Source organism: Nonomuraea sp. ZG12 (assembly GCF_052068115.1).
GTDB lineage: Bacteria > Actinomycetota > Actinomycetes > Streptosporangiales > Streptosporangiaceae > Nonomuraea.
This window is the reverse complement of record NZ_JBQHCW010000024.1, coordinates 1-25,436: the sequence shown is the minus strand read 5'-3', so window position 1 is coordinate 25,436 and position 25,436 is coordinate 1. Positions and strand designations below refer to the sequence as shown.

Below are 25,436 nucleotides of genomic sequence, written 5' to 3'. Positions count from 1 at the left end.
AGGACCCAACTCCGCGCCGACCGGTCGCCTCGTCATGCGCGTACCTCCCGATCGCGTTGCGACCGTGGGTCGAGCACCTCGCGGATCAGGCGCAGCTCCGCACCGGTCGGCTGCCGTGTCTCCGGTACGTCGCCGTCGGTGACGAGCTCGAAGCCGGTGGCGGCCAGGACCTGCTCGACGTGCACGCCCGGATGGGTGGAGACCAGCCGCATCGCCCCGTCCGGCGTGCGGAAGTCGAGGACCGCGAGGTCGGTCACCACCCGCCGCAGGTCGTGGAAGCGCGCCGCCTCGGGGCCGAGCGCGGCGGCGCGGTCGGTGCCGACGCCGCTGACCAGGTCGACCTTCGGCACGAAGACACGGGTGGAGTGACGGGGGATCCAGTAACTCGTCGGGTTGCCGATCGTGTTGCCGGGGGCGCCGCGCACGCCGAGGAGCTGCGAGGTGGGGCGCTCCCAGGAGCCGATGGCGGAGATGTTGGTGTTGCCGTGCCGGTCGATCTGTGAGGCGCCCATCATCACGTGCCGCCGGCCGTTCTGCACCAGCCACAGGTGCTCGCGGAACGGCAGCCACCCTTCGGCCGGGCCCGCGGGCGCGCCGATCGGCACCGGCTCGGCGGTGAGCAGCGCGCCGCCGTCCGTCGTCAGCAGGCCGGGCTCGAACGTCAGCCGGGCCAGCCTGGCCCCCAGGACCGAGCAGGTGCCCATCGCCGCGGCCAGCACCTCGCCGTCGCCGCGCCACGCCTCGGCGCAGGCCACCACGCAGACCTCCGCCCGGCTCGCGCTCATCGCGCCTCCTGTTCCTGGTGCCATCGGCGTACGGCCTCCTGGTAGGCCCGCTCGTCGCCGGACAGGAACCGGGCCGCGAAGGCGGCCCACCGCCCGGGGTCGGCCGCCGAGGTGGCGTAGTGCCGCTGGAACGCCTCGTCCCGTCCGGTGCCGGAGTCGGTGAAGTGGCCGCCGCCGGGCGTCTCGACCACCCCGGCGACGTGCATGCGGCTGATCAGCAGCGTCTGCGGCGGGCCGCCCAGCTCGCCCAGCCGCACCAGCCGCTCGCACGACAGGTAGCAGCGGGCGGCGGCCTTGGCGAACAGGTCGTCCATGAAAGGGTCCGGGCCGAGGTAGCGGCCGTTGCCGCGGGTGTCGGCCAGGTCCAGGTGCACGAGCGCGGCGTCCAGGGTGAGCGCGGGCACCGCGACCAGCTCCTCCTGGTCCGCGTACGGCGAGCGTACGGTGCGCAGGCCGGGGTTGACCCGCATGACGTCGGAGCCCAGCCCGGCCCGCGTCGGCAGGAACGGCAGCCGGTGCGCCCCCGCGAGCAGGCCGAACATGAACATGCCCTCGTCGTACTCGGTGAACTCGACGGCCCCGCTCTGCCGGGCGGCGCGGAAGTGCGGTTCGAGGGCGATCGAGTCGAGCGTCACGAACGGCGCGACGACCCGGCGGACCTTGCCCGCCGCGCACAGCAGGCCCACGTCCGGCCCGCCGTACGACACGATGGTCAGGTCCTTCAGGTTCGACCGGCACACCGCCCGGACCAGCGCCATCGGCTTGCGCCGCGAGCCCCAGCCGCCGATCCCGATCGTCATGCCGCTCGCCAGCGAGGCGACGACCTCCTCGGCCGACAGCACGCCGCCCATCACCGCTCTCCCTCGGCGAGGAAGGCGTCACGGTGGCGCTCACCGGCGCCCATCAGGTTGAGCTCGTAGGTGAAGCCCTGCTCGTAGCGGTAGCTGCGGTTGACGTCGATCGGGTCGATGCCGTTCAGCGACTCCTTCGCGCGGCGGATGACGTACGGATCCTTGGCGGCGATCGTGGCGGCCACCTCCAGCGCGGTCGGGCGGAGCCGGTCGCGGGAGGTCACGTGCAGGACGGAGCCGAAGGCGTGCAGCTCGGCCGCGGTGACGTCGCGGCAGGTGTAGACCATGGCGCGCATCAGGTGCTGGGGCACCAGCCGGGCCAGGTGGGTGGCGGCGCCGAGCGCGCCCCGTTCGACCTCGGGCAGCCCGAAGTAGGCGTCGTCGGAGGCGATCACGATGTCGGCGTTGCCGGCCAGCCCGACGCCGCCGCCCAGGCAGAACCCGTGCACGGCGGCGATCACCGGCACCTCGCACTCATAGACGGCGGCGAACGCGGCGTAGCAGCCCCGGTTGGCTCCCACCAGCGCTTCGAAGCCTCGGGCGGCCTGCATCTCCTTGAGGTCGACGCCGGCGTTGAAGCCGCGGCCCTCGGCGCGCAGCACCACGACGCGGGTCGCGGGGTCGCGCCCGGCGTCCCGCACGGCGCCGGCCAGGTCGAACCAGTCCCGCACGGTGAGCGCGTTGACCGGCGGCACGTCCATGACGACCTCGGCGATGCCCTGGCCGGGGTCGCCGGTGGAGATTCCCATGAGCCACCTTTCGACCTAACATTTGTTAGAAACAATAGCTCGTCGACGACGACAGCGCGAGGAGAGCCCGGCATGAGCATCGACTACGCCGGCCGTGCGGTGCTGGTGACCGGCGGCACCAAGGGCATCGGCCAGGTGATCGCACGGACGTTCCTCGCCGCCGGCGCCGACGTGCTGGTGTGCGGAAGGAACTCACCGGACACCCCAGCGACCACGGACGGAACCGTCTTACCGACCGCCAGCGGCAGGACGGCCCGTTTCGTCGCGGCCGACGTCCGGGACCCGGCGGCGGCCGTCCGCCTGGTGGAGCAGGCCGTCGAGTTGCTCGGGCGGCTCGACGTGCTGGTCAACAATGCCGGCGGCTCCCCGGACGCGGACGCGGCGACCGTCTCGCCCAGGTTCGTCGAGCGGGTCGTGGCGCTCAACCTGCTCGCCCCCTTCTACGTGGCCCAGCCCGCCAACCGGGTCATGCGGTCCCAGGCCACCGGCGGGTCGATCATCAACATCGGCAGCGTCTCCGGCGTGCACCCCCAACCGGGCACCGCCGCCTACTCGGCGGCCAAGGCCGGGCTGCTCACCCTGACCAGGGCGCTGGCGCTGGAGTGGTCGCCCAAGGTGCGGGTCAATCACATCACCGCAGGCCCGATGGCCTCCGCCTACGGCGAGGACGGCGGCGCGGCCGTGGCCGGGGTGATCCCGATGGGACGGACGGCGGTCCCGGCCGACGTCGCGAACGCCTGCCTCTTCCTGGCGAGCGACCTGGCCTCCTACCTCACCGGCGCGGACCTCGCGGTGCACGGCGGCGGCGAATACCCGGCCCGGTACTTGGTGACGCAACCGTGAGCCCCGAGGTCAGGGACGCGCCTCACGGGGCAGCCCCAGAACCCGCTCGGCGATGATCCCGCGCTGGATCTCGTTCGACCCGGCGTAGATCGTGTCGGCGCGCGAGAACAGGTAGAGCCGCTGCGCGTCGCTCAGCTCGTACGGCGGGCCGTCGGCGATCATCCCGGCGGCCCCGAGCACGTCCACGGCGAGCTCCCCCAGCTCCCGATGCCACACGCCCCAGACGAGCTTGGAGATGGACGACCCGGCCCCCGGCGCGCCCTCCATGGTGCGGATCGCGTTGAGCCGCATCACCCGTAGGCCGATCCAGGACCGCACGAGCCGGTCGCGCAACAGCGGATCGTCGATCGCGCCCGTCCTGCGGGCGGCCTCGATCACGGCCTCCAGCTCGCGCCGGAAGCCCACCTGCTGGCCGAGGGTGGCCACGCCGCGTTCGAAGCCGAGGGTGGCCATGGCGATCCGCCAGCCGTCACCGGGCGCGCCCACGATGTCGGCCGCCCCGGTCACGGCGTCGTCGAAGAAGACCTCGTTGAACTCGCTCGTCCCGGTCAGCTGGACGATCGGCCTGACCTCCACGCCGTCCTGCCGCATCGGCACCAGCAGGTAGGACAGGCCGTGGTGGCGGGTGGAGCCGGGCTCGGTGCGGCAGAGCGCGAAGCACCAGTCGGCCTCCACGGCCAGGGAGGTCCACACCTTCTGCCCGGTGATGCGCCACCGGTCGCCGTCGAGCTCGGCGCGGGTCCGCACGGCGGCCAGGTCGGAGCCGGCGCCGGGCTCGGAGTAGCCCTGGCACCACAGCTCCCGCACGGCCACGATCGGCGGCAGGAACCGCTCGCGCTGTTCGCCGGTGCCGAACGCGATGATGGTCGGGCCGAGCAGGTTCTCGCCGATGTGGTTCACCCGGGCGGGTGCCCTGGCCAGCGCGTACTCCTCGTGGAAGGCGACCTGGTCGGCGATGCCGGCGCCGCGCCCGCCGTGCTCCTGCGACCACCCCAGGCAGGTCCAGCCGGCGGCGGCCAGGCGCCGCTCCCAGGCCAGCCGGAGGTCGAACGCCTCGTGCTCGCGCCCCGGCCCGCCCAGCCCGCGCGCCTCGGCGAACTCGCCCGTCAGGTTGTCCCGCAGCCAGGCGCGAACCTCAGCCCTGAACGTCACACTGGCACTCTACCAAACACTTGTTAGATAATTCCGGGCGTGATCACTACCGACGAGCACGAGGAGCTGCGGAGCACCGTGCGCGCTCTCCTGGCCCGCACTCCCCCGTCCCGGCCCGCGCCCGACGCCGAGGCCGGCTACGACGAGGCCGTCTGGCGGCTGCTCGCGGACCAGGTGGGCGCGTTCGGCCTCGCCGTGCCCGAGGAGCACGGTGGCGCGGGCTGCACCCTGGCCGAGACCCAGGTGGTGTGCGAAGAGCTGGGCCGGGCCGTGGCCACGCTGCCCTACCTGGGCTCCGCCGTACTCGCCACGCAGGCCCTGCTCGCGTGCGGCGAGACCGCCGCGCTGCCCGGCCTCGCCGACGGCAGCCGGATCGGCGCGCTGGCCTGGGCCGAGCGCGGCAGCTGGGACCCGGCGGCGATCCGCGCACAGGTGGTGAACGGACGCCTGACCGGCGTCAAGGAGCACGTCCTCGACGGCGCCCACGCCGACCTCCTCATCGTGCCCGCCCGATCCCCCGACGGCGACCCCGCTTCCGGCCCCCCGGCCGACGACCTCGCGCCCGGTGCGGGCGGCGGCCTCGGGGCCAGGGCGGAGGGTGGTCTGGGGGTTTATGTCGTGGACCCCGGCGGGCCCGGTGTCCGGGTGGAGCCGCTGGTCACGATGGATCGCACCAGGCCGCAGGCGCGGGTGCATTTCGACGCCGCGCCCGCGCGGCTGATCGCCGCCGACGGGCGGCGCGTGCTGGAACGGCTGCTCGCCGTGGCGGCGACCGCGCTCAGCGCGGAACAGCTCGGCGGCAGCGCCCGTTGCCTGGAGATGACGCTCGCGTACGTACGGGTCAGGGAGCAGTTCGGCAGGCCGATCGGCTCGTTCCAGGCGATCAAGCACCGGCTGGCCGACCTGTACGTGCTGGTCGAATCCGCCCGGTCGGTCAGTGACGACGCCGCCCGCGCGCTCGCCGGCGACGCGCCCGACCTCGAGGTACGGGCGGCCACGGCGCAGGCGTACTGCGCGGAGGCGTACTCGGCGGTGGCGGCCGAGACCATCCAGTTGCACGGCGGCATCGGCTTCACCTGGGAGCACGAGGCCCACCTGCACTTCAAGCGGGCCCATTCGGCGGCCGCCCTGTTCGGCTCGCCCGCCTGGCACCGCGCCCGCCTGGCCGCCCACGTGCTCTGAGTCATCAGCTGTCGAGCCGGCGCACTGTCACGTCGAGCCGGGCGGCCAGCTCTTCGACGGTCGTGCCGTACGTCTCGACCACCGTGACCCCGCCGGGGCCCAGGTGGAAGAGCGCCTGGTCGGTGTAGAGGCGGCTCACGCAGGCCAGGCCGGTGAGCGGATAGGTGCACTTCTGGACGAGCTTGGGCGAGCCGTCCCTGGCGAACAGCGTCATCATGACGAACACGTCCTTGGCCCCGATGGCCAGGTCCATGGCGCCGCCGACGGCGGGGATCGCGTCGGGGGCGCCGGTGTGCCAGTTCGCCAGGTCGCCCCGCTCGGACACCTGGTACGCGCCGAGCACGCAGACGTCGAGGTGGCCGCCTCGCATCATGGCGAAGGAGTCGGCGTGGTGGAAGTACGCCGCGCCGGGCGGCTCGGTGACCGGGATCTTGCCGGCGTTGATCAGGTCGGGGTCCACGTCCTCGGGCGACGCGGCGGGCCCCATGCCGAGCATGCCGTTCTCGGTGTGCAGGATGACGCCGGAGTCGGCCGCGAGATGGTCGGCCACCGTCGTCGGCTGGCCGATGCCGAGGTTGACGAAGGAGTCGCGCGGGATGTCGCGGGCGACCACGGCGGCGAGCTCGTCGCGGCCGAGCGGACCGCGGCCCAGGTGCTCGACGGTCCGGCCCGCCGGGGGGATGGCGAACGTCATGAGGTGGCCTCCGCTGCGCTCAGGTCCAGGATCCGGTCCACGTAGATGCAGGGGGTGACGATGCTCTCGGGGTCCAGCTCACCGATCTCGACGACCCGGCGGACCTCGGCGATCGTCAGCGTGGCCGCCGTCGCCATGACGGGTCCGAAGTTGCGGGCGGTCTTGCGGTAGACGAGGTTGCCCCTCCGGTCGCCGGTGTGGGCGCCGATGAGCGCGACGTCGCCCTTGATCGGATACTCCAGGACGTACTCCCGGCCGTCGATGGTGCGCCGCTCCTTGCCCTCGGCCAGCAGCGTGCCGACCCCGGTGGGGCTGAAGAACGCGCCGATGCCGGCGCCGGCCGCGCGCATCCGCTCGGCGAGGTTGCCCTGCGGGACGACCTCCAGCTCGACCCGCCCCTCCCGATACAGGGAGTCGAAGACCCAGGAGTCGGTCTGGCGCGGGAACGAGCAGATCATCTTGCGTACCCGGCCGGCGGCGAGCAGGGCGGCCAGGCCGGTGTCGCCGTTGCCCGCGTTGTTGCTGACCACGGTCAGATCCGTGGCGCCCTGCCGGATCAGCGCCTCGATCAACGTGACCGGCATGCCCGCCATGCCGAACCCGCCGATGAGCACGGTGGCACCGTCGGCGATCCCGGCCACGGCCTCGTCGGGATCGCGGGTGACGGCCGTCATGAGGCGTTCACGTTCTCGAGGACGACGGCCAGCCCCTGGCCGACGCCGATGCAGATGGCGGCGACGCCCCACCGCTCGCGCCGTTCGGCGAGCACGCGGGCGAGGGTGCCGAGGACGCGCCCTCCGGAGGCGCCGAGGGGGTGGCCGATGGCGATGGCGCCGCCCTTGGTGTTGACGATCTCCGGGTCGACCTTCCACGCGTCCACGCACACCAACGACTGCACGGCGAACGCCTCGTTCAGCTCCACGGCCCCCACGTCGTCCCAGCCGATGCCGGCCCGGCGCAGCGCCTGGTCGGCGGCGGCGACGGGCGCGTACCCGAACAGGTGGGGTTCGAGCGCCGAGGCGGCGCGGCCCGCCACGCGGGCGACCGGGTCGGCGCCGATCCGGCTCGCGGCCGCCTCCGAGCCGAGCACGACCGCCGAGGCGCCGTCGTTGAGCGGCGAGGCGTTGCCGGCCGTGATGGTGCCGTCGGGGCGGAAGGCCGGCTTGAGCCCGGCGAGCGTCTCCGGGGTGGAGCCGGGTCTGATCCCCTCGTCGCGCGCCAGGTCCACGCCCTCGACCGGCACCACCAGATCGTCGTAGAACCCCGCGTTCCAGGCGGCGTCGGCCAGCGCGTGCGAGCGGGCCGCGAAGGCGTCCTGCCGTTCGCGGGAGATGCCGTACCTCTCCTGCAGTTGCTCGTTCGCCTCGCCGAGTGAGACCGTCCACTCCTTGGGCATCCTCGGGTTCACCAGGCGCCAGCCGAGCGTGGTGGAGACGGCGGTCGTGTCGCCGGCCGGGAACGCCCGCGAGGGCTTGGGGAGCACCCACGGGGCCCGCGTCATCGACTCGACGCCTCCGGCCACCACCACGTCGGCGTCGCCGCTCTCGATCGTCCGCGACGCCATCATGGCGGCGTCCAGGCTGGAGCCGCACAGCCGGTTGACCGTGGTGGCCGGCACGCTCACCGGCAGCCCGGCGAGCAGCACGGCCATCCGGCCGACGTTGCGATTGTCCTCACCGGCGCCGTTGGCGTTGCCCCAGACGACGTCGCCGATCGCGGCCGGGTCCAGCGCCGGGACCTTGGCCAGCGCGCCCCGCAGGGCGGTGGCCGCCAGGTCGTCGGGGCGGACGCCGGCGAGCGCGCCGTTGAACCTGCCGAAGGGTGTACGCGCCGCGGCGTAGACGAAGGCGGAGCCCATACCGTCCTCCAACTGTTCGCTATGCGAACACTTGTCCTCTTTATGAACATCTGCAGCGTAGCTCACCCGCAGGAGGACGGACCCGGGCATCGAGCACCGGCCGGCTCGTCGGCCCGGCCAGCTCGTCGACTCGGCCGGCTCGGCCGGCTCGCGGTCAGCCGATGATGTCGACCGCGCCGACGTCGGTGACCGGGATCGGGGCGAGGAAGGTGGTGGCGGGGTCCTGCGGCCAGAAGACGCCGCTGTGGGGGAAGACCAGCAGCTCGCCGTCGCCGCCGACCGCGAGCAGGTCGAACAGCCCGTCGCCGCTGACGTCGGCCGCGGCGATCACCACGGTGCCGTCGAAGTCGGCGCCCAGGTCGTGAAAGAGCCCGGCGCCCGGGGCCGCGGGGAACTCCCACGCGCCGACCCCGCCGTCCGGGCGGCGCAGCAGCAGGTCCGATCGGCCTGTGCCGGTGACGTCCCCCATCCCGAGCAGCACCGTGCCCGGCTCGATCGTGGCCAGCGGCTTCGCCCGGTCCGGGGCGGACGCCTCGGCCAGCCGGACGGTCCCGTCCGGACCGGCCCGCAGCACCTGCTCCGGCCGGCCCCTGACACCGCGCACCACGACAAGTTGCGTGGCCGCCACCGACGCCGGCTCCACGGGCGGCAGGTCGGCGGCGGTGAAGGATCCCGCCATCGACGGGAGGTCAGTCGCATTGAAGGATCGGGCCGCGGGCAGGAGGATCTCGCGGCCGTCGGGGAGGCCGCAGAGGAGTGTCAGGCCGCCGTCGCCATAGAAGTCGCCGGCGGCCAGCACCGGGGACACCTCGGGCAGGAAGCCGGTGCCGATCCGGATCGGGGCGCCGTAGCTGGCGGGGCCGATGGCTCCGGGGCGGTGCGGATAGGCGAACAGCTCGCCGGTGGACCGGTCGCGCACGTACAACGCGTCGCCGGCGCCGGGCCGCTGGGTGGACGTCGCCGTCCCGGTAAGCGTGTGCATCAAGGTCTCCAACCCGTTGTCGTACGGGGCGTACCCGTACCGATCCTCGGCGCCGTGCCCGCCGATGCGCATCCCAGCGTCACCCCTGGGCGGGGACGGCGATCGCGGTGATCACCAGGCCGTCGCGGTGGATCCAGCGACCGGTGAACCCGGTCAGCGGGCCGATGACGGTCATCGGCGGCGCCACCAGCAGCGTCGCGGTGAATCCGCCGGCCGGGTCCAGCTCGATCCGGGCCTGGTCGAACTCCAGGAACCGGCGGGTGAGCGGGAACCAGGCCTTGTAGACGGACTCCTTGGCGCTGAACAGCAGCCGGTCCCAGGGGATGTCCGATCCCAGGCGCCGGATGCCGGCCCGCTCCTCCGGCAGCGCGATCGCGTCCAGGACGCCGTCGGGCAGCGGCGCGGCCGGCTCGGCGTCGAGGCCGATCGTGCTCAGGTGGGTGGCGTGCGCGACCGCGCAGCCGCGGAAACCGGCGCAGTGGGTCATGCTGCCGACGACCCCCTCCGGCCAGCGCGGCGCGCCACGCTCTCCGGGCAGGATCGGGCCGGGCGGCACCCCGAGTCGTTCGAGCGCGGCGCGGGCGCAGTGCCGGACGGTGGCGAACTCGCGGCGGCGGGTCTCCACCGCCCGCGCGATCACCGCCTCCTCGTCCGGGTAGAGCATGACACCGGGCGGATCGGCGTACGCCTCGGCGGTCAGCGCGTGCGCCGGCAGGACCCGCGCGAGCAGTCCGGTCGTCGACAGCAGGTCGTTCATCGCGCGGCGGTGGGGGTCGAAGCCATGACCGTCCTCAGAGTTTCAGGGAGAGCAGTTGGTCGCTGATCAGATCGACCACCGCGCGCTGGTGCTGGGCGAGGTAGAAGTGGCCGCCGCTGAACGTGCGCAGCTCGAACCCGGCGGTGGTGTGGTCGGCCCAGGACTCGACCTCGTCCACGGTCACCTTCGGGTCGCTCTCCCCGGCCAGCCCGATGATCGGGCAGTCCAGCGCCGGGCCGGGCTCGTACCGGTAGGTCTCGGCGGCGGTGTAGTCGCCGCGGATCGCCGGCAGGACCATCCGGAGCAGCTCCAGGTCGCCGAGGATGCGGGCGTCGGTGCCGCTGACCTTCTTCAACTCGGCGACGATTCCGTCGTCGTCGAGCAGGTGCACGGTCTCCGCCCGGTGCCGGGAGGGGGCGCGGCGGCCGGAGGCGAACAACGTGACCGGGCCGTCGATCAGCTCGCGCTTCATCCGTACGGCGACCTCGAACGCCAAGGTGGCGCCCATGCTGTGCCCGAAGAAGGCCAGCGGCCGGTCCATGAGGGGGCGCAGCGCGGCGAAGGACTCGTCGGCCAGTTCGGCGATCGTGGTCAGCGGCCGTTCCAGACGCCGGTCCTGCCGTCCCGGGTACTGCAGCGCCACCACCTGCATCGTGGCCTGCAAGGCGTCGGAGACCGGGTAGAAGAAGCTGGCCGAGCCGCCGGCGTACGGGAAGCAGACCAGGGTGACCCGGCTGTTCGGCTCGTGGTGGAACCGGCGGATCCACGGGTTGTCGTCGGCGGGGATGCTCATCGGGTCATCACTTTCTGCTCAGGGGGAGAGATACGCGGTAAGCGGAGTAGGGGCGGGCGGGAAGGACCATACCCGCAGCCGTTTCCGCCTGTCTCACCCACAGCCGGAGCCGATCACCGCGAGCAGATCTCCCTCCTGCACCCTGTCGCCGGGCGCGACCGGAACCCGCAGGATCCGGCCGTGGTCCTCGGCGAGGACCGGGATCTCCATCTTCATCGATTCGAGGATGACCAGCGGGTCGCCCACGGCGACATCGTCTCCGGCCGCCGTGAGAACCTGGCTCACGACCGCGACGATCTCCGCCCGTACCTCTTGCGCCGCCGCCTGTGTCTCTGCGCTCATCACTCAGCCACGTACGTGCGGCGGGTCCACACGAAGACCCGCAGTTCGCGCTCGTCGACGAGCGTCGTGTCGGTGCTGGCCTCGAAGTGCTCGTAGCGATTGCCGCACAGGACCTTGACCTTGGTCACGTCGGGATCCGGCAGGTAGCGCAGCCGCTCCTCGTCGGCGAGTGCCGTGCGAGAGCCGCCGCCGCTGAGGAACACGTTGGGAGCGCCAGTGTCGTCCATAATCATCCTCACTCTCAGGACCTGCGAATCCAGCATGTGCCCGACTCTCACAGCGGGATGTTCCCGTGCGTCCCGCGCCGGTAGGCCGCGGCGGCGAGGACCTCCGCCACCGCCGCGCGGGTCTGCGACGGGTCGATGACCTCATCGATCACCCCGAGCGCGACGCCGCGGTGGACACCGCCGGCGAGTCGTTTCTGTTCGTCGATGAACCGTGCGCGCAGCGCTTCCCGCTCCGCTTCGGGCGCGGCGGCGAGCGCCTTCCTGTGCAGGATGCCCACGGCCGACTCGGCGCCCATCACGGCGACCTCGGCGTCGGGCCAGGTGAACACCTTGGTGGCGCCCAGGGCACGCGAGTTCATCGCGATGTAGGCGCCGCCGTAGGACTTGCGGGTGACGACCGAGACGCGCGGGACCACCGCCTCGGCGAAGGCGTACAGCAACTTCGCGCCACGCCTGACGACGCCGCCCCATTCCTGGGCGACGCCGGGCAGGTAGCCGGGCACGTCGATCAGGGTGACCAGCGGCACCCCCATGGAGTCGCACATCCGTACGAAACGCGCGGCCTTCTCCGCGCTCAGCGAGTCCAGGCAGCCGCCCTTGCGCAGCGGGTTGTTCGCCACGACGCCCACGGTCTGGCCGGCCAGCCGGCCGAGGCCGGTGACGACGTTCGGCGCCCACTTCGCGTGGAACTCCTGGAAATGACCGCTGTCGCCGCCGGGGTGGACGGCCTCGGCGTCGAGGAGCCCGGTCACCAGCGGCCGTACGTCGTAGGCCCGCCGGGGTGAGGCGGGCAGCAGCGCGCGCAGGTCCCTGGCGGGGCCCACCGCGTCCGGGTCCACCTTGCCGGGCACGGCGAGCAGGGAGGTCACGTGGCGGGCGCGCGAGCAGGCATCCTCCTCGGAGTCGGCCACGATGTGCGCCACGCCGGACTTGCGGCCGTGGGCTTCCGTCCCGCCCAGGCCCTCCATGTCGATCAGCTCGCCGGTGACGCTGCGCACCACTTCCGGGCCGGTGATGAAGACCCGGCCGGCCGGTGCCATGATCACCACGTCCGTCAGCGCGGGCCCGTACGCGGCGCCGCCGGCGGCCGGGCCGAGCACCACGGAGATCTGGGGGATCTTGCCGGACGCACGGACCGTCGCCGCGAAGATCCGGCCGATCCCGTCCATCGCCTCGATCCCCTCGGCGAGCTTGGCGCCGCCGGAGTGCCACAGGCCGATGACCGGGCGATTCTTCCGGAGCGCCAGGTCGATGGCGTCCGCGATGCGGCGGCACTCAGCGGCCCCCACGGCTCCGCCCATCACCCGCGCGTCCGTGCAGAAGGCGATGACCTCCACGCCGTGGACCTGGCCGAGCGCCACCGTCGTCCTGATCACGTCGCTCTCGTGCAGGACGGTGAGGGTTCCCTGGTCCAGCAACCTCGCCAGCCGGCCCCGGGGGTCGCGCGGGTTCTCCTCGGCGACGGGTCGGTGACCGTCCGGCTCGCCCCCGGTGCCCGCCGGCCCCGGCGGGGCGGATGTGGGCAGCTCCGTCATGGCAATCCCCTTCTTCATGGGCTGACTGGCGGCTGGATACCGATCACGGCGGGCCGTTTCCCGCGTGGCGCGGGAAACGGTCCACCGTCGGCGCGGACCGTCGGCGCGGACAGGGGCCGGGTGTCTCCCCAGCGGCCTCACACGGCCGCTGGGGCCTCCGATGCGGCGCTCTACCCCGCCTCGACGACCTCGCCGACCAGCACGCCCGACTCCGCGTCGGCACCGGCGTCGGACTCCGCGTCCGGCGCCTTCGGCACGGCGGGAACCGTGAGCCCGGGAACGGACAGCTCCGGCACCTTCTTCACCGCTTCGAGGGCCGACTCGATCGCCTCGGCCAGCGACGGGGAAACGGTGTCATCGAAATCCATCTTCGTGACCGTGACGTCGGCGTTGGTCGGCAGTGAATCGGTCCCGAAAACAGCTTCGGCGCAGCCTGCTTCCCGCAGGATCGCCGATTCTTCGTCAGTAATCTCCCGGCTGAGAACAAGCGAGAACACATGCCCCACCGCTCGCCACCCCTTAAATTCGATGTCGGCTGAAATTCTGCCGCGGATTCACGCCGACGGCGGATTGGCAACGGTGACGGATCTCACCGGCCAGCAGCACGGTACCCAGACCGCTCGGCGCGATACAACCTCGGCCCGCACGGTCGACGTTCGACTGCTGAACCGCAGCAGTTGAACGGACGGAGGCGCACCGCTAATCGTCGCCGAAGGCTTGAAATACGCCACGCGGAGCGATACTGCAATAGCCTGGAGTACCGTCGGCGACTGCGCGACTTCCAGGAATTCCGGGCGATGACGCCGTCCGTTCACGAAGGCGCCGGCGGACGCGGAATCCCAGACGTGGCAGGGCCTGTGGCCCGGAGACCGAATCCCGTCGGACGAGAACAACGCCATGGCGTGTCGTCCTGCTGCCGGACGGTGACATTCCCTCGAAGAGGGCCGCCAGAGCCCTTCGGTGAATGTTCAACTGCCGCGCGTCCGCAGTTGAACAACCGAACGGAATTCGATGAGGGCCCAGAGCAGGCAAGATCGCCTATGGAGCGATCCAGGCGCAGGTACGGCCAGATGAAGCCTGTGCTACGCCTGGTGGAATTATCAGAAAATCTCATTGTCAGATCATTGTGGCCAGAGTTATATGGAAATCGCTCAGGTGAGCGCCCTGGGCTGGCACACGGCCAAGCACTTTTCGCAGTCAGCCGCTCACCACCTGCTATTCCATGAAACTTATCTCGGGTTCATTGCCAGCAATACCGCACCAGTGTGTTGAGGATCACATCTTCGCCGCCCGTCATCTCAAGCTGAAATACTTAGCATTGCATGACTGAACGCCTGCTGCTAATTCCTTAAAGAAAGCACACCGCGATGACCCTGAACACCGCATCGTCCTACCAAGCCCCAGATCCCGCTATATCCCGAAAGCGGATTTTCGACTCGGCCGACGCAATCGATCAGTTACCGGTCCAGTACATGCCGCTGAGCAGACTGGAGCCGGGGGTCTTCGTCCGCGGCATCGGCACGGACCCCACCCATGTGCAGATGCTGGCGGAAGCCGCGAGTTCGTGCGCTTTGCCGGCCATCCTGGTGCAGGAGAGCAGTTCACGCATCGTCGACGGGATGCACCGCTTCGAGGCGGCGAAACTCCGCGGCGAGGAGACCATTCCGGTACGGCTGATCAGTTGCTCGGACGAGGACGCGTTCATTCTCGCGGTGAAGGCGAACACCTGGCACGGATTGCCGTTGAGCCGGGCCGACCGGATGGCCGGGGCCAGACAGATCGTCGAGTGGCATCCGGACTGGTCCGACCGGGCGATCGGAGCGGCCACCGGGCTGAGCGCGAAGACGATCGCGGGGATCCGCCGCCATTGCGCCGATGACGGTCAGCAGCTGGGCAAGCGCCTGGGCCGGGACGGCAAACGCCGTCCGCTGACGGCCGCCGAAGGCCGGCGACGGGCCGCGGACTACATCGCCGTCCACCCGGACGCCTCGCTGCGGGAGATCGCTCGCGAGGCCGACGTGGCGCCGGCCACGGCCCAGGACGTGCGGGCCCGGATCCGGCGCGGCGCGGATCCGGTCGCGCCCCGCAGGAACGCGACGCCCCTGAACGACGGCACCGGCGGCACCGGACGTTCCGCCACCTTGTCGCCGATGCAACCGTGGCCGCCCACCGAGTCGAACCTCTCCTCCTCCACGATGCGGTCCCTTCCCCAGCCGACGTGGTCGTCGCTGTCGCCGAAGCTGGCCAACGACCCGTCGCTGAAGTACACCGAACGCGGCCGGGCCTTCATCGGCTGGATGGTGCTGCACGTCATCAATTCAGGGGAATGGAAAGAATTCATCGACGCAATTCCGGTGCACTGGTCACGCGACCTGAGTCTCGTCGCCGACCGGACCGGCCAGGATTGGATGGCGTTCGCCGAGGAGCTTCGCCGGCGACAAGAAGTATTCGACTGAGCCGCACCGCTCAAGACTTTGTGCGTGCCGTGCCACGTGTTCCTCTGATAGAAGAGTGTCCGTTCTCCCAGATTGTTTCCAGATCTGCGGGACGAAACAATCCGACGGACCGGAAGCCGTAAAAGAAGCGGCAGAACGAATGGAAATCCTCATGAAAAGACTTGTGAAAGCCGTGGCCGTGATCGGCGGCCTCGCGATGAGTTGTGCGTATCTCTCCCCCTTATCGGCACAGGCTGCGACGGCGCCGGTGAGCGCGTCGGTCACCCCCGGCAAGCCCAGCCACGGCAAGCCCACCGAGCGGCCGTACACCCCCCCGCCGATCACGTGGTCGCCGTGCACCAACGGGCTGCAGGTCCTCGGCGGTGAGTGCGGCCATCTGGAGGTGCCGCTCGACTACTCCCGCCCGACCGGCACGAAGATCAAGGTCGCGGTGTCCCGGATCAAGCACACCTCCGCCGAGAGCGAGTACCAGGGCGCCCTCGTGGTGAACCTGACCTGGCCCGGCGGCTCCGCCCTGGGCCAGGCCTCGGTGGGCAAGCTGCTGCCGGAGGCCGTCAGCGGTGACTACGACTGGATCGGCTTCGACCCGCGAGGCGTCGGCGCCAGCCAGCCCACCCTGAGCTGTGACCCGGGCATCCACGGTTACAACCGCCTGCCCTACGTGCCGGCCACGGGCAAGCAGCTCGCCGCGCAGATAAAGATCGCACAGGACTACTCCGCCGCCTGCGCGCGGACCAACAGCGGCCTGCTCAAGCACGCCACCACCGTGGACTCGGCCAAGGACCTGGAGAGCCTGCGCAAGGCTCTCGGACAGGAGCAGATCAACTTCTACGGCTACGTCTGGGGCGCCTACCTCGGCGAGGTCTACAGCACGATGTACCCGCAGCGGGTGCGCCGGATGGTCCTCGACAGCAGCGTCGACCCCAAGGAAGCCTGGTTCGGTTACAACCGCAACCAGAACGGTCCGCTGAACCAGAACTTCTCGGCGTTCGCCGCGTGGGTGGCCAAGTACGACAGCCTCTACCACCTCGGCACCACCGAGGCCGCCGTCAAGAAGCAGTACTACGACACGCTGGCCAAGCTGACGAAGCAGCCGGCCGAAGGCACCTACGGACCGACCGTCTGGACCGACGTCTTCCTGCTCGCGTACAACACGAGCCACTGGAAGGAACTGGCCGAGGTCTTCTCGGCCTATGTCAACAGGGGCGAGACCGCGTCGATGAAGACGCTGTACGACGCCAACTACCCGACGACCACCGACAACCTCCAGGCCATGGCGCTCTCCACCATGTGCACCGACGCCCCGTGGCCGAAGAACTGGAACACCTGGATTCGCACCACCGAGAAGGATTACCGGAAGTGGCCGTTCGCGTCCTGGAACAACACCTGGTTCGTCGCCTCGTGCCAGTCCTGGAGCGTGCCGCCGCGCAAGCCGGCCCCCGTCGGCGGGTTGAAGACGCCGCCGATGCTGATGGTGCTCGACTCGACCATCGAAGCGAACTCGACCTACGAGGGCAGCCTGGCGGTGCGCAAGCGGTTCCCGAAGGCAGTGCTGGTGCAGAGCGGCGTCACCCCGGCCGACTCGGCCACCCCTGAGTCCTGCTCCCCCGGCAGGTCGATCACCGAGTACCTGCACGACGGCACCCTGCCGAGCCGGGTGCGTGGCAACACCTCGGATCTGAAGTGCCCGGCGAACGCGCTGCCGGACCCGACCACCTCGCCCGCGACCACGTCGGCATCCCCGCTCGCGGGAGTCATGGCGACGGCCGGCGCGGCTGACCAGTAGGTCCCGATGTAAGCACTGCAGGCAGCTGGGGTCACCGGAACACGGTGCCCCAGCTGTTCGCGTTCGGACAGGACCTCGCCGCCTCCCAGTGGGGGCTACGGACGCCGGTTCTGTCCAGCCTTCGAGATTGGTGGGTAGACAAATGACTGCTTCGTGTCCGTTCGAAGCTACTCGTGACGACCGCAAGTCGGCGGCGCTGGCCGCCGAACGGATCACCGTGGAGCCCGGCACGCGCGTCGTCGGCAGCCTGGCCTTCGCCCGTGAGCTCCTGCGCGGCACCGCGACCCGGCAAGCCGGGGCCGGCGCCACGGGCGAGGTCACCGGCGATCCGGCCTTCACCTCCGTGTTCTTCCTGGACGGCGAGCCGCACAAGCGCAAGCGGCAGGCGATCGTCCGCTTCTTCACCCCCAAGGCGATCAGCACCCGGTACCGCGCGGTCATGGAGACGACCACCTACGACCTGCTGGCGCGGATGCGGGCCCGTGGGGAGGGGCAGCTGGACCGGATGAGCTTCGAACTCGCGGTGACCGTGGCCGCCGAGATCGTCGGGCTGACCGACAGCGTCCAGAGCGCGATGGCCCAGCGGATCCAGGCCACCCTGATCGGCCTGCGCCTGCCGCGGATGAGCCGCTGGCAGCGCCCTTTCGGGCAGTTGCTGGCGACCTTCCACGGTGTGCGCTTCCTGATGCTCGACGTACGGCCGGCCATCCGGGCCAGGCGGGCGCAGCGCCGCGAGGACGTGATCTCGCACCTGCTCGACGAGGGTTACCCGGACAAGGCGATCCTCGTCGAGTGCATGACGTACGCCGTCGCGGGGATGATCACCACCCGGGAGTTCATCGTCATGGCGGCCTGGCACCTGTTCGGGGACGACGCGCTGCGCGAGCGCTTCCTGACCGGCGAGGACGCCGACCAGATCGCCATCCTGGAGGAGATCATGCGGCTGGACCCGGTGGTCAACATGATCGCCCGCCGGGTCACCGCCGACACGGTGACCGCCTCCGGGTCGGTCACCAGCGGTGAGAACCTCGTCCTCGACATCCGCGCCGCCAACCTCGACGAGGCCGGCGTGGGCGAGTGCCCCCACGCCCTGGACCCGGACCGGGCGCGGCGGACGAAGACGGCCGGCTCCTATCTGAGCTTCGGCGACGGCAGCCACCGGTGCCCGGGCGCGCAGGTGGCCCTCACCGAGACCCGAATCTTCCTCGACCGCCTCCTGCGCGTGCCGGGCATCCGACTGCGGCGCGAGCCGGACCTGTGCTGGGCCGACGAACTGATGGGGTACGAACTCCGCAACGCCGTCGTCACCTGCGACCGCTCCTGACCCACCGCGCCAGGCGATTCCGCCCCAACGCAGGCCGGGCCACCCATCAGGGTGACCCGGCCTGCGTGCTCGGACTTCAGGGGACGGGCTGCGCTCCGCCGGCGCCGATCCCGCCCGGGACCACATCGACGCGGGATCGCCCGGATCTGGTCTTCCGCCCGCGGCGATGGAGGCCCACCGAACAGAGCCGAAGAGCGGCCGGGGTCACCGGCCGCTCCTTTTTCGTCCCTCAGATCCCCAGCTCCCGGTCGATCAGGTCGAACATCTCGTCGTCGCTCGCCACGGACAGGTCTCGGTAGGCCGTCGAGTTCTCCGCGGTCCCGGTCCGGAAGTCCGCGATCATGCCTTCCAGGCGCGTGATGATCTCCGACCGCCGGTCGCTGTCCTGGTCCACCGCGGAGAGCAGGGAGGCGAGCCGGTCGAGCCCGTCGAGGACGGGCAGCGCCGTCTCGGCGGGGACGATGCCGGCGCACAGGTGCCCGGCCAGTGCGGCCGGCGTCGGGTAGTCGAAGATCACGCTGGCCGGCAGGGGCAGGCCGACGCCGCTGCTCAACAGGTTGCGCAGCTCCAGCGCGGTCAGGGACGTCAGCCCGAGCTCCAGGAAGGACCGGCCGGGATCGACCGCGTCAGGGCCGGGCAGACCGAGGACCTGGGCAGACTGGGCGCGGACCAGATCGTGCACGGCGCGTTCGCGGGCGGCCGGAGGGAGCGTGGCCAGGCGGGCGGCCGGGGCGTTCTCCTCGGGCGCGCCGGCCGGGCCGACGACGCGCCGAACCGGGCCGGCGGTGGTACCGCCGACCAGGCCGGACAGCAACGGCGGCAGTCCCGCCCCGGTGTGCCGGCGAAGGACACCGAGATCCAGGTGAACCGGGACGAGCAGCGCCGGGACCGTGCCCGGCTCGCGCGGGCCCCGCTCGATCATCGCTTCCAGCCGGGCCAGCCCGTCGGCGCTGCTGAGGAGCCGCAGGCCGTGCCTGGCCATACGCCGCCGGTCAGCGTCCTCCATCCGCCCGGCCATCCCCCCTGCCGCGCCGGCCTCGTCGATCTGCCCGGCCTTCCCCCCAGCCGTGTCGGTCTCGTCGATCTGCCACGGTCCCCACGCCAGGGAGGTGGCCGGGAGTCCGGCCCGGTGCCGGTGCGCGGCCAGGGCGTCCAGGAAGGTGTTGGCCGCGGCGTAACCGCCCTGACCGGCGTTGCCCCAGATCCCGGCCATCGACGAGAACAGGACGAAGTCGTCGAGTTCGAGGGTCTTGGTCAGCTCGTGCAGGTTCCAGGCGCCGTCCACCTTCGGCCGCATGACGGCCTCCACCCGCGCCGGGGTCAGCGATTCGATGATCCCGTCGTCCAGGACCCCGGCGGCGTGGATCACTCCACGCAGCGGCGTCCCGGCGGGGACGGCCGCGATCAGCGCGGCGACGCCGTCCCGGTCGGCCGCGTCGCAGGCGGTCACCCGCGCCGTGGCACCCATCCCGGCGAGCTCGGCCGCCAGGGCGCCCATTCCCCGAGCCTGGGGGCCGCGCCGGGAGAGCAACTCGACCCGCTCAGCCCTTCCGGCGCCGGCCAGGCCTCGGGCGACGAGCCGCCCGAGCGCTCCGGACGCGCCGGTGACCAGCAGCGTTCCCCGCCGGCCGGCGTTCGCCCCGTCGGGGGTCATCGCCTTCACCGTCGCCGGAACCAGTCTCGGGACCATCAGCCGACCGGCTCGGACGGCGACCTGAGGCTGTCCCGTCGTCATGGCGGCCGGGAGTGCCTGGTCGATGGCCGCCGGGGTGTCCACGTCGAGCAGGACGATCCGGCCCGGGTACTCGGACTGGGCCACCCGGATCAGGCCCCAGACCGCCGCGTCGGCGACGTCGACCGGCCCCGGCCCGGCATCGACGGCCCGGCGGGTGAGCACGATCAGCCGCGTCCCGGCGAGGTCCCGAGCCGCCAGCCATTCCTGCAGCAGGGCCAGCGTGGCCTGAACCCCAGCCCGGGCCACGGCCGCGACATCACCGTCCGAGCCCGCGGCCGGGCCCGCGGCCGAGTCGTGGGCCAGGTCCTCGGCCTCGGCTGGGGCCTCAGCCGGCCGGCCGCTGATGACGATCGCGTCCGGGACGGGTATACCCGGTGCCGCCAGGTCGCTCATCGCGGCGTGACGCCATACCTCCGGCCATCCGTGGCCGACGCTTTCGAGGCCGGGCCCGACCAGGGCCCATCGGTCCGGGGCGGGGTGCGCACCGGCGTCGGCCGGGATCCACTCGAGCTCGAACAGCGAATCAGGGCTTGCGGCGGGCAGTTCCTCGGCCGTGAGCGGGCGCCGGGCCACGGATCCCACCGAGGCCACCGGCCGGCCGGTGTCGTCGTACAGGGTCACCGCCATCGCCTCGGCGCCGGGGACGGGCGCCAGCCGGGCGCGCACGCTGGCGGCGCCGGTGGCGTGTACGACCACGTCGGTCCAGGCGGCGGCCAGCATCGGCGCGTCCCCGGCCGGCCCGGTCAGCGGCAGGACTGCGTCCAAAAGGGCAGGGTGGAGGCCGAAACCGGAGACATCCAGGTTCTCGTCAAGGACGATCTCGGCGAAAACCTCCGCACCACGCCGCCACACGCCCTTGACGTGCCGCAAGGTCGACGCCCCCTCCGGCTGCGCACCGACCGGCGGCCACTCCACCAGGTCATCCCGGACCGTCGATACCGGCTGCGGCTGCGCACCGGCCGGTGGGCGCTTGGCCGTCGGCTCGTCGGGGGTGGCGGCGGGCGTGAGGATGGCGGTGACGTGGCGGGTCCAGGGGCCGTGCGGCGCCTCGTTCTCGGGGCGGGAGTGGATGGCCAGTTCGCGGTGGCCGTCGTCGTCCGGCCGGTTGAGCATGACCTGGACCTGAAGGGCGCCGGGGCTGGGGAGGACCGGTGGGACGTGGATCTGGAGTTCGCTCAGGTGGGTGTGCCCGGTCTCGTCGCCGGCCCGTACCGCCATCTCGATCAGGGCCGTTTCCGGGACGAGGATCCGGCCCGCCGTCCGGTGGTCCGCGAGCCAGGGCTGCGCGGCCAGGGACAGCCGCCCGGTCAGGACCAGGCCGCCGTTGTCCGGCAGGTCCACCGCCGCGCCCAGCAGCGGATGCCCGGCCACGGACTGCCCCAGCTCGGCCACATCCAGCCGGACCGAGCTGTTGCTCAGCCAGTAGCGCTGCCTGGTGAAGGCGTAGGTGGGCAGGTCCACCCGCCGCGCCCCGGTCCCGGCGTAGAAGCGGGGCCAATCGACGGTCCCGCCCCGGGCGTACAACCGGCCGACAGCCGTCACCAGGGTCGCGGGCTCGTCCCGGTCCCGGCGAAGGACCGGAATCCAGTCCTCGGCATCCGCCGGACTCGGGGTCGGGCTCGGGATCGAAGTCGGATCCGCCGGACTCGGGGTCGTACCCGAGACGGCGACGGTCTGCGGGCCGAGGGCGGAGAGGACGGCGTCCGGGCCGAGCTCGACGAACGTGCGGACGCCCGCATCCCGCAGGCTGGTGACGGCGTCCGCGAACCGGACCGGCTCGCGCACCTGACGCACCCAGTACGCCGGATCCGTCACCTCGTCCGTCACCGGCGACCCGGTCACCGTGGACACCAGCGGGATCTGCGGCGTGCTGTACGACACCGACGCGGTGACCCGCGCGAACTCCGCCAGCATCGGCTCCATCAGCGGCGAGTGGAACGCGTGTGACACCCGGAGGTCACGCACCCGTACGCCACGGCTCGTGAACTCCCCCGCCACCTCGGCCACGGCCCGGTCCGACCCCGACACCACCACCGCGGCCGGACCGTTGACCGCCGCGACATCGCCCCCGGTCAGGCCCGCGAGCACCTCCCGGACCTCGGCTTCACCGGCCTGGACGGCGAGCATCGCGCCGCCGGGGGGCAGCGCCTCCATCAACCGGCCCCGCGCGCCGACCACGGCGCACGCGTCCGAGAGAGACCAGACCCCGGCCACGTAAGCGGCGGCCAGCTCGCCGATGGAGTGACCGGCCACCATCGCCGGGGTCACGCCCCACGATTCCAGCAACCGGAACAGGGCGACCTCGACAGCGAACAGCCCCGCCTGGGCCCAGACCGTCCGGTCCAGGAGGCCGTCCTCCGAACCGTCGCCCCGAATGATCTCCCGCAGGGACCGGCCGGGCTGATCGAGATGCTCCTCCAGCCCCGCACACACGGCGTCGAAGGCCTGGGCGAACACGGGATAGGCCATGTAGAGGCTCTCCCCCATCGTCACCCGTTGCGCACCCTGCCCGGTGAACACGAATCCGACCTTGCCCACCGAACCGGTCACCGCCGACGGCGACCGCCGGCCGGACGCCAGTTGGTCCAGCCCGTCCAGCAGTTCCTCCCGGTTCGCGCCGACCACCACCGCCCGCTGGGGCAGCGCCGTCCGCGTGGTCGCGAGGGACCAGCCGACATCACGGGGATCGTGCTGCGAGCCGATGAACTCCTTCAGCCGCCGCGCCTGTGCGGCCAGCCCGGCAGCACTGCGGGCGGAGATCACCCAGGGAACGACCGGCAGCGTCTCGGTGTCGTCCTGGTTGAGGGGGATTTCTGCGGGTTGCTCGATGATGACGTGCGCGTTCGTACCGGAGAAACCGAACGACGAGATCGCGGCCCGGCGCGGGCGATCCGTCTCGGGCCAGGGGATCGCCTCGGTCACCAGCTCGACCGCGCCCGACTCCCAGTCCACCTGCGACGACGGAGCGTCCACATGCAGCGTCGCCGGGACGACGCCGTGGGCCATCGCCTGCACCATCTTGATGATCCCGGCCACCCCGGCCGCAGCCTGGGTATGACCGATGTTCGACTTCACCGAACCCAGCAGCACCGGACTCCCGGCGTCCCGGCCCTGACCATAGGTGGCCAGCACCGCCTGCGCCTCGATCGGATCACCCAGCCGAGTACCCGTCCCATGCCCCTCGACCACATCCACCTCACCGGCCGACAACCCGGCGTTGGCCAGCGCCGCCCGGATCACCCGCTGCTGCGACGGACCATTCGGTGCCGTCAAACCATTCGACGCACCATCCTGATTGACCGCCGACCCCCGAACCACCGCCAGCACCCGATGCCCAAGCCGACGCGCATCCGAAAGCCGCTCAACCACCAGAACCCCGACACCCTCCCCCCAACCCGTCCCGTCAGCCGCATCCGCATACGCCTTGCACCGCCCATCCGCAGCCAACCCCCGCTGCCGCGAGAAGTCGACGAAAATACCGGGGGTGGCCATCACGGTCACTCCCCCAGCCAGGGCCAGCGTGCATTCCCCGGACCGCAGCGCCTGAACCGCCAGATGCAAGGCCACCAGCGACGACGAACACGCCGTGTCCACCGTCACCGCCGGACCCTCCAGACCGAGCGCGTACGCCACCCGCCCGGACGCCACCCCACCGGACATCCCGGTGCTGACATAGCCTTCGACGTCGCCGGGCACGACACCACCGGCGCTGTAGTCGTGATAGATCAGCCCGGTGAACACCCCGGTCGAGCTGCCGCTCAGGGTGCCGATGTCGATCCCGGCGTCCTCCAGGGCCTCCCAGGACGTCTCCAGCAGCAGCCGCTGCTGCGGATCCATCGCCAGCGCCTCACGCGGCGAAATCCCGAAGAACCGCGCGTCGAAGTCGGCCGCATCGCCGAGGAACGCGCCCTCGCGGGCGTAGCTCTTGCCCACCGCCGCCGGGTCCGGGTCGAAGACCCTCTCCCATTCCGGGCCGCGATCGGCTGGGAAACCGGACACCGCGTCGGCGCCGGAGGCGAGGAGGCTCCAGAAGTCCCCGGCGGAGGACACGCCGCCGGGGAAGCGGCAGCCCATCCCGACGATCACCACCGGATCGTCACCGTCCTGAGCCCGCGCCGTGGGCAGCGCCACCGCAGTGACATCACCGAGCAACCCGGTCAGCACGAACCCCACCAACGCCGACGGCGTCGGATAGTCGAACACCAGCGTGGCCGGCAACCGCAGACCGGTCACCTCACCCAGCCGATTACGCAACTCCACAGCCGTCAACGAATCAAAACCCAGCTCACGGAACGACCGACCGGCATCCATCGACTCCGGCCCGGCCATCCCCAGCACGAGCGCCGCCTGGGTCAGCACCAGGTCGCGGACCGTCGACTCCCGCTCGGCCGGAGACAGGCCGGTCAGGCGAGCGGCGAGCCCTGCCGGACCGGCCGTGCCGGCCAGGCCGGCGGTTCGCCGGGTGGCTCGGGCGGTCGGCGTCAGCGAGGCCAGGCCAGACAGCAGAGCCGGTACGTCGAGACCACGGCGCCGGAACGGGGACGGGTCGAGCCGGGCCGGCACCAGCAGAGCGCCCGCTCCGTCGAGCGGCTGACCGCCGGGCTCACCCACGCCCCGGACGGCGTCGAGCAGAGCCAGACCGTCGGCCCCGGTCAGCGGCCGCAGGCCCTGCGCGGCCAGGCGCTGCCAGTCGGCCCCGCTGAGCTGCCCGGCCATCCCGCCGGCCCCGGACTGGGTGCCGGTGAGCTGCCACAGTCCCCAGGCCAGAGAAGTGGCGGGCAGGCCGGCTCCTCGGCGATGCGCCGCCAGGGCGTCCAGGAAGGTGTTCGCCGCCGCGTATCCGCCCTGGCCGGGGTTGCCCCAGATCCCGGCGATCGAGGAGAACACCGCGAACAGGCTCAGATCATGGGTCCTGGTCAGCTCGTGCAGGTGCCAGGCGCCGTCCACCTTGGGCCGCATCACGGTGTCAAGGGCGGCCGGGGTGAGCGACGTGATCACGCCGTCGTCCAGGACCCCGGCCGCGTGCACCACTCCCCGCAGCGGCGTCCCGGCGGGCACGGCGGCGATGACCTGCGCCAGCGCGGCCCGATCGGCGACATCGCCGGCGACGACGTCGACCCCGACGCCATGAGCGGCGAGTTCGGCCGCGAGCCGGGCGGTGCCGGGCACGGCCGGTCCCCGCCGGGAGACCAGCACGAGGCGCTCGGCTTGCCGGTTCGCGGCCAGATGACGGGCGACGAGTCCGCCGAGGGCTCCCGAGGCGCCGGTCAGCAGCACGGTCCCCTGGGAATCGGCGGTGCGGGGCATGGTCAGGACGACCTTGCCGACGTTGCGGGCCTGACTCAGGTACCGGAACGCCTCCGGAGCCCGGCGCACATCCCAGCA

At 71.8% G+C, this 25,436-nt stretch carries 20 protein-coding genes; 5 read left to right on the top strand and 15 right to left on the bottom strand.

Translation table 11 applies throughout. The features are described 5' to 3' along the window. Positions 1 to 32 precede the first annotated feature (32 nt). Genes ACTMTF_RS39345 through ACTMTF_RS39335 form a run of 3 tightly spaced genes read right to left on the bottom strand, consistent with a single transcriptional unit; the run spans position 33 to position 2,385 of the window. Positions 33 to 785: a CoA-transferase subunit beta gene (locus ACTMTF_RS39345; protein ID WP_441115216.1), complete on the bottom strand. Its 753-nt coding sequence runs from the start codon at positions 783 to 785 to the stop codon at positions 33 to 35. Beyond that, the gene (locus ACTMTF_RS39340) at positions 782 to 1,636 is read right to left on the bottom strand and encodes a CoA transferase subunit A (RefSeq protein ID WP_441115215.1); all 855 of its coding nucleotides are present in this window, start codon (positions 1,634 to 1,636) and stop codon (positions 782 to 784) included. The genes ACTMTF_RS39345 and ACTMTF_RS39340 overlap by 4 nt, the downstream gene beginning before the upstream one ends. Further along, positions 1,636 to 2,385 (bottom strand): enoyl-CoA hydratase family protein, encoded by a 750-nt coding sequence (locus tag ACTMTF_RS39335; protein WP_441115214.1) that lies wholly within the window; start codon positions 2,383 to 2,385, stop codon positions 1,636 to 1,638. The genes ACTMTF_RS39340 and ACTMTF_RS39335 overlap by 1 nt, the downstream gene beginning before the upstream one ends. A 72-nt stretch (positions 2,386 to 2,457) precedes the next feature. Between ACTMTF_RS39335 and ACTMTF_RS39330 the strand changes: the two genes are divergently transcribed. After that, the gene (locus ACTMTF_RS39330; protein ID WP_441115213.1) at positions 2,458 to 3,228 is read left to right on the top strand and encodes an SDR family oxidoreductase; all 771 of its coding nucleotides are present in this window, start codon (positions 2,458 to 2,460) and stop codon (positions 3,226 to 3,228) included. Between the two features lie 9 nt (positions 3,229 to 3,237). On the opposite strand, the gene ACTMTF_RS39325 is transcribed toward ACTMTF_RS39330, so the two are convergent. Beyond that, entirely contained in the window at positions 3,238 to 4,380 is a 1,143-nt protein-coding gene (locus ACTMTF_RS39325) for an acyl-CoA dehydrogenase family protein (protein ID WP_441115212.1), read from the bottom strand. Between the two features lie 39 nt (positions 4,381 to 4,419). Between ACTMTF_RS39325 and ACTMTF_RS39320 the strand changes: the two genes are divergently transcribed. Beyond that, positions 4,420 to 5,562, top strand: coding sequence for an acyl-CoA dehydrogenase family protein (locus ACTMTF_RS39320; protein WP_441115211.1), 1,143 nt, complete (start codon positions 4,420 to 4,422; stop codon positions 5,560 to 5,562). A gap of 4 nt (positions 5,563 to 5,566) precedes the next feature. Here ACTMTF_RS39320 and ACTMTF_RS39315 read toward each other — a convergent pair whose 3' ends face one another. The 10 genes from ACTMTF_RS39315 to ACTMTF_RS39270 form a co-directional block, all read right to left on the bottom strand. Continuing rightward, positions 5,567 to 6,256, bottom strand: a complete 690-nt coding sequence (locus tag ACTMTF_RS39315) for a 3-oxoacid CoA-transferase subunit B (RefSeq protein ID WP_441115210.1) — start codon at positions 6,254 to 6,256, stop codon at positions 5,567 to 5,569. Beyond that, on the bottom strand, positions 6,253 to 6,930 hold the full coding sequence (locus tag ACTMTF_RS39310; protein ID WP_441115209.1) for a 3-oxoacid CoA-transferase subunit A: 678 nt from the start codon (positions 6,928 to 6,930) through the stop codon (positions 6,253 to 6,255). The genes ACTMTF_RS39315 and ACTMTF_RS39310 overlap by 4 nt, the downstream gene beginning before the upstream one ends. Next, positions 6,927 to 8,114: a thiolase family protein gene (locus ACTMTF_RS39305; RefSeq protein ID WP_441115208.1), complete on the bottom strand. Its 1,188-nt coding sequence runs from the start codon at positions 8,112 to 8,114 to the stop codon at positions 6,927 to 6,929. Before ACTMTF_RS39305 ends, ACTMTF_RS39310 begins: the two co-directional genes overlap by 4 nt. A gap of 154 nt (positions 8,115 to 8,268) precedes the next feature. Continuing rightward, positions 8,269 to 9,168, bottom strand: coding sequence for a hypothetical protein (locus ACTMTF_RS39300; RefSeq protein WP_441115207.1), 900 nt, complete (start codon positions 9,166 to 9,168; stop codon positions 8,269 to 8,271). A 7-nt stretch (positions 9,169 to 9,175) separates the two neighbouring features. Then, positions 9,176 to 9,853 carry a 4'-phosphopantetheinyl transferase family protein gene (locus tag ACTMTF_RS39295; protein ID WP_441115206.1) on the bottom strand — a complete coding sequence of 226 codons (678 nt, stop codon included), beginning with the start codon at positions 9,851 to 9,853 and terminating at the stop codon, positions 9,176 to 9,178. Positions 9,854 to 9,887: 34 nt separating this feature from the next. Next, entirely contained in the window at positions 9,888 to 10,646 is a 759-nt protein-coding gene (locus ACTMTF_RS39290) for a thioesterase II family protein (protein WP_441115205.1), read from the bottom strand. A gap of 93 nt (positions 10,647 to 10,739) precedes the next feature. Next, complete coding sequence (locus tag ACTMTF_RS39285; protein ID WP_441115204.1) at positions 10,740 to 10,988, bottom strand: biotin/lipoyl-binding carrier protein; 249 nt, start codon at positions 10,986 to 10,988, stop codon at positions 10,740 to 10,742. Beyond that, positions 10,988 to 11,215, bottom strand: coding sequence for a DUF5988 family protein (locus ACTMTF_RS39280; protein ID WP_441115203.1), 228 nt, complete (start codon positions 11,213 to 11,215; stop codon positions 10,988 to 10,990). Before ACTMTF_RS39280 ends, ACTMTF_RS39285 begins: the two co-directional genes overlap by 1 nt. Before the next feature lie 47 nt (positions 11,216 to 11,262). Then, positions 11,263 to 12,750, bottom strand: a complete 1,488-nt coding sequence (locus ACTMTF_RS39275; protein WP_441115202.1) for an acyl-CoA carboxylase subunit beta — start codon at positions 12,748 to 12,750, stop codon at positions 11,263 to 11,265. Positions 12,751 to 12,920: 170 nt separating this feature from the next. Next, positions 12,921 to 13,256: a hypothetical protein gene (locus tag ACTMTF_RS39270; protein WP_441115201.1), complete on the bottom strand. Its 336-nt coding sequence runs from the start codon at positions 13,254 to 13,256 to the stop codon at positions 12,921 to 12,923. Positions 13,257 to 14,222: 966 nt separating this feature from the next. Here ACTMTF_RS39270 and ACTMTF_RS39265 point away from each other — a divergent pair. The 3 genes from ACTMTF_RS39265 (at position 14,223) to ACTMTF_RS39255 (ending at position 18,316) form a co-directional block, all read left to right on the top strand. Then, positions 14,223 to 15,206, top strand: coding sequence for a ParB/RepB/Spo0J family partition protein (locus tag ACTMTF_RS39265; protein ID WP_441115200.1), 984 nt, complete (start codon positions 14,223 to 14,225; stop codon positions 15,204 to 15,206). A gap of 151 nt (positions 15,207 to 15,357) precedes the next feature. Continuing rightward, entirely contained in the window at positions 15,358 to 16,992 is a 1,635-nt protein-coding gene (locus ACTMTF_RS39260) for an alpha/beta fold hydrolase (protein ID WP_441115199.1), read from the top strand. 142 nt (positions 16,993 to 17,134) lie between these two features. Beyond that, entirely contained in the window at positions 17,135 to 18,316 is a 1,182-nt protein-coding gene (locus ACTMTF_RS39255) for a cytochrome P450 (RefSeq protein WP_441115198.1), read from the top strand. Positions 18,317 to 18,545: 229 nt separating this feature from the next. On the opposite strand, the gene ACTMTF_RS39250 is transcribed toward ACTMTF_RS39255, so the two are convergent. Then, a complete protein-coding gene (locus ACTMTF_RS39250) occupies positions 18,546 to 25,427 on the bottom strand; it encodes an SDR family NAD(P)-dependent oxidoreductase (RefSeq protein WP_441115197.1) in 6,882 nt (2,293 codons plus the stop codon). Between the last annotated feature and the right edge of the window lie 9 nt (positions 25,428 to 25,436).

Coding starts and splice junctions, on each gene's coding strand:
- ACTMTF_RS39345 (WP_441115216.1), bottom strand. CDS start 785: ATGAGCGCGAGCCGGGCGGAGGTCTGCGTGGTGGCCTGCGCCGAGGCG.
- ACTMTF_RS39340 (WP_441115215.1), bottom strand. CDS start 1,636: ATGGGCGGCGTGCTGTCGGCCGAGGAGGTCGTCGCCTCGCTGGCGAGC.
- ACTMTF_RS39335 (WP_441115214.1), bottom strand. CDS start 2,385: ATGGGAATCTCCACCGGCGACCCCGGCCAGGGCATCGCCGAGGTCGTC.
- ACTMTF_RS39330 (WP_441115213.1), top strand. CDS start 2,458: ATGAGCATCGACTACGCCGGCCGTGCGGTGCTGGTGACCGGCGGCACC.
- ACTMTF_RS39315 (WP_441115210.1), bottom strand. CDS start 6,256: ATGACGTTCGCCATCCCCCCGGCGGGCCGGACCGTCGAGCACCTGGGC.
- ACTMTF_RS39310 (WP_441115209.1), bottom strand. CDS start 6,930: ATGACGGCCGTCACCCGCGATCCCGACGAGGCCGTGGCCGGGATCGCC.
- ACTMTF_RS39305 (WP_441115208.1), bottom strand. CDS start 8,114: ATGGGCTCCGCCTTCGTCTACGCCGCGGCGCGTACACCCTTCGGCAGG.
- ACTMTF_RS39300 (WP_441115207.1), bottom strand. CDS start 9,168: ATGCGCATCGGCGGGCACGGCGCCGAGGATCGGTACGGGTACGCCCCG.
- ACTMTF_RS39295 (WP_441115206.1), bottom strand. CDS start 9,853: ATGAACGACCTGCTGTCGACGACCGGACTGCTCGCGCGGGTCCTGCCG.
- ACTMTF_RS39290 (WP_441115205.1), bottom strand. CDS start 10,646: ATGAGCATCCCCGCCGACGACAACCCGTGGATCCGCCGGTTCCACCAC.
- ACTMTF_RS39285 (WP_441115204.1), bottom strand. CDS start 10,988: ATGAGCGCAGAGACACAGGCGGCGGCGCAAGAGGTACGGGCGGAGATC.
- ACTMTF_RS39280 (WP_441115203.1), bottom strand. CDS start 11,215: ATGGACGACACTGGCGCTCCCAACGTGTTCCTCAGCGGCGGCGGCTCT.
- ACTMTF_RS39275 (WP_441115202.1), bottom strand. CDS start 12,750: ATGACGGAGCTGCCCACATCCGCCCCGCCGGGGCCGGCGGGCACCGGG.
- ACTMTF_RS39265 (WP_441115200.1), top strand. CDS start 14,223: ATGCCGCTGAGCAGACTGGAGCCGGGGGTCTTCGTCCGCGGCATCGGC.
- ACTMTF_RS39260 (WP_441115199.1), top strand. CDS start 15,358: ATGAAAAGACTTGTGAAAGCCGTGGCCGTGATCGGCGGCCTCGCGATG.
- ACTMTF_RS39255 (WP_441115198.1), top strand. CDS start 17,135: ATGACTGCTTCGTGTCCGTTCGAAGCTACTCGTGACGACCGCAAGTCG.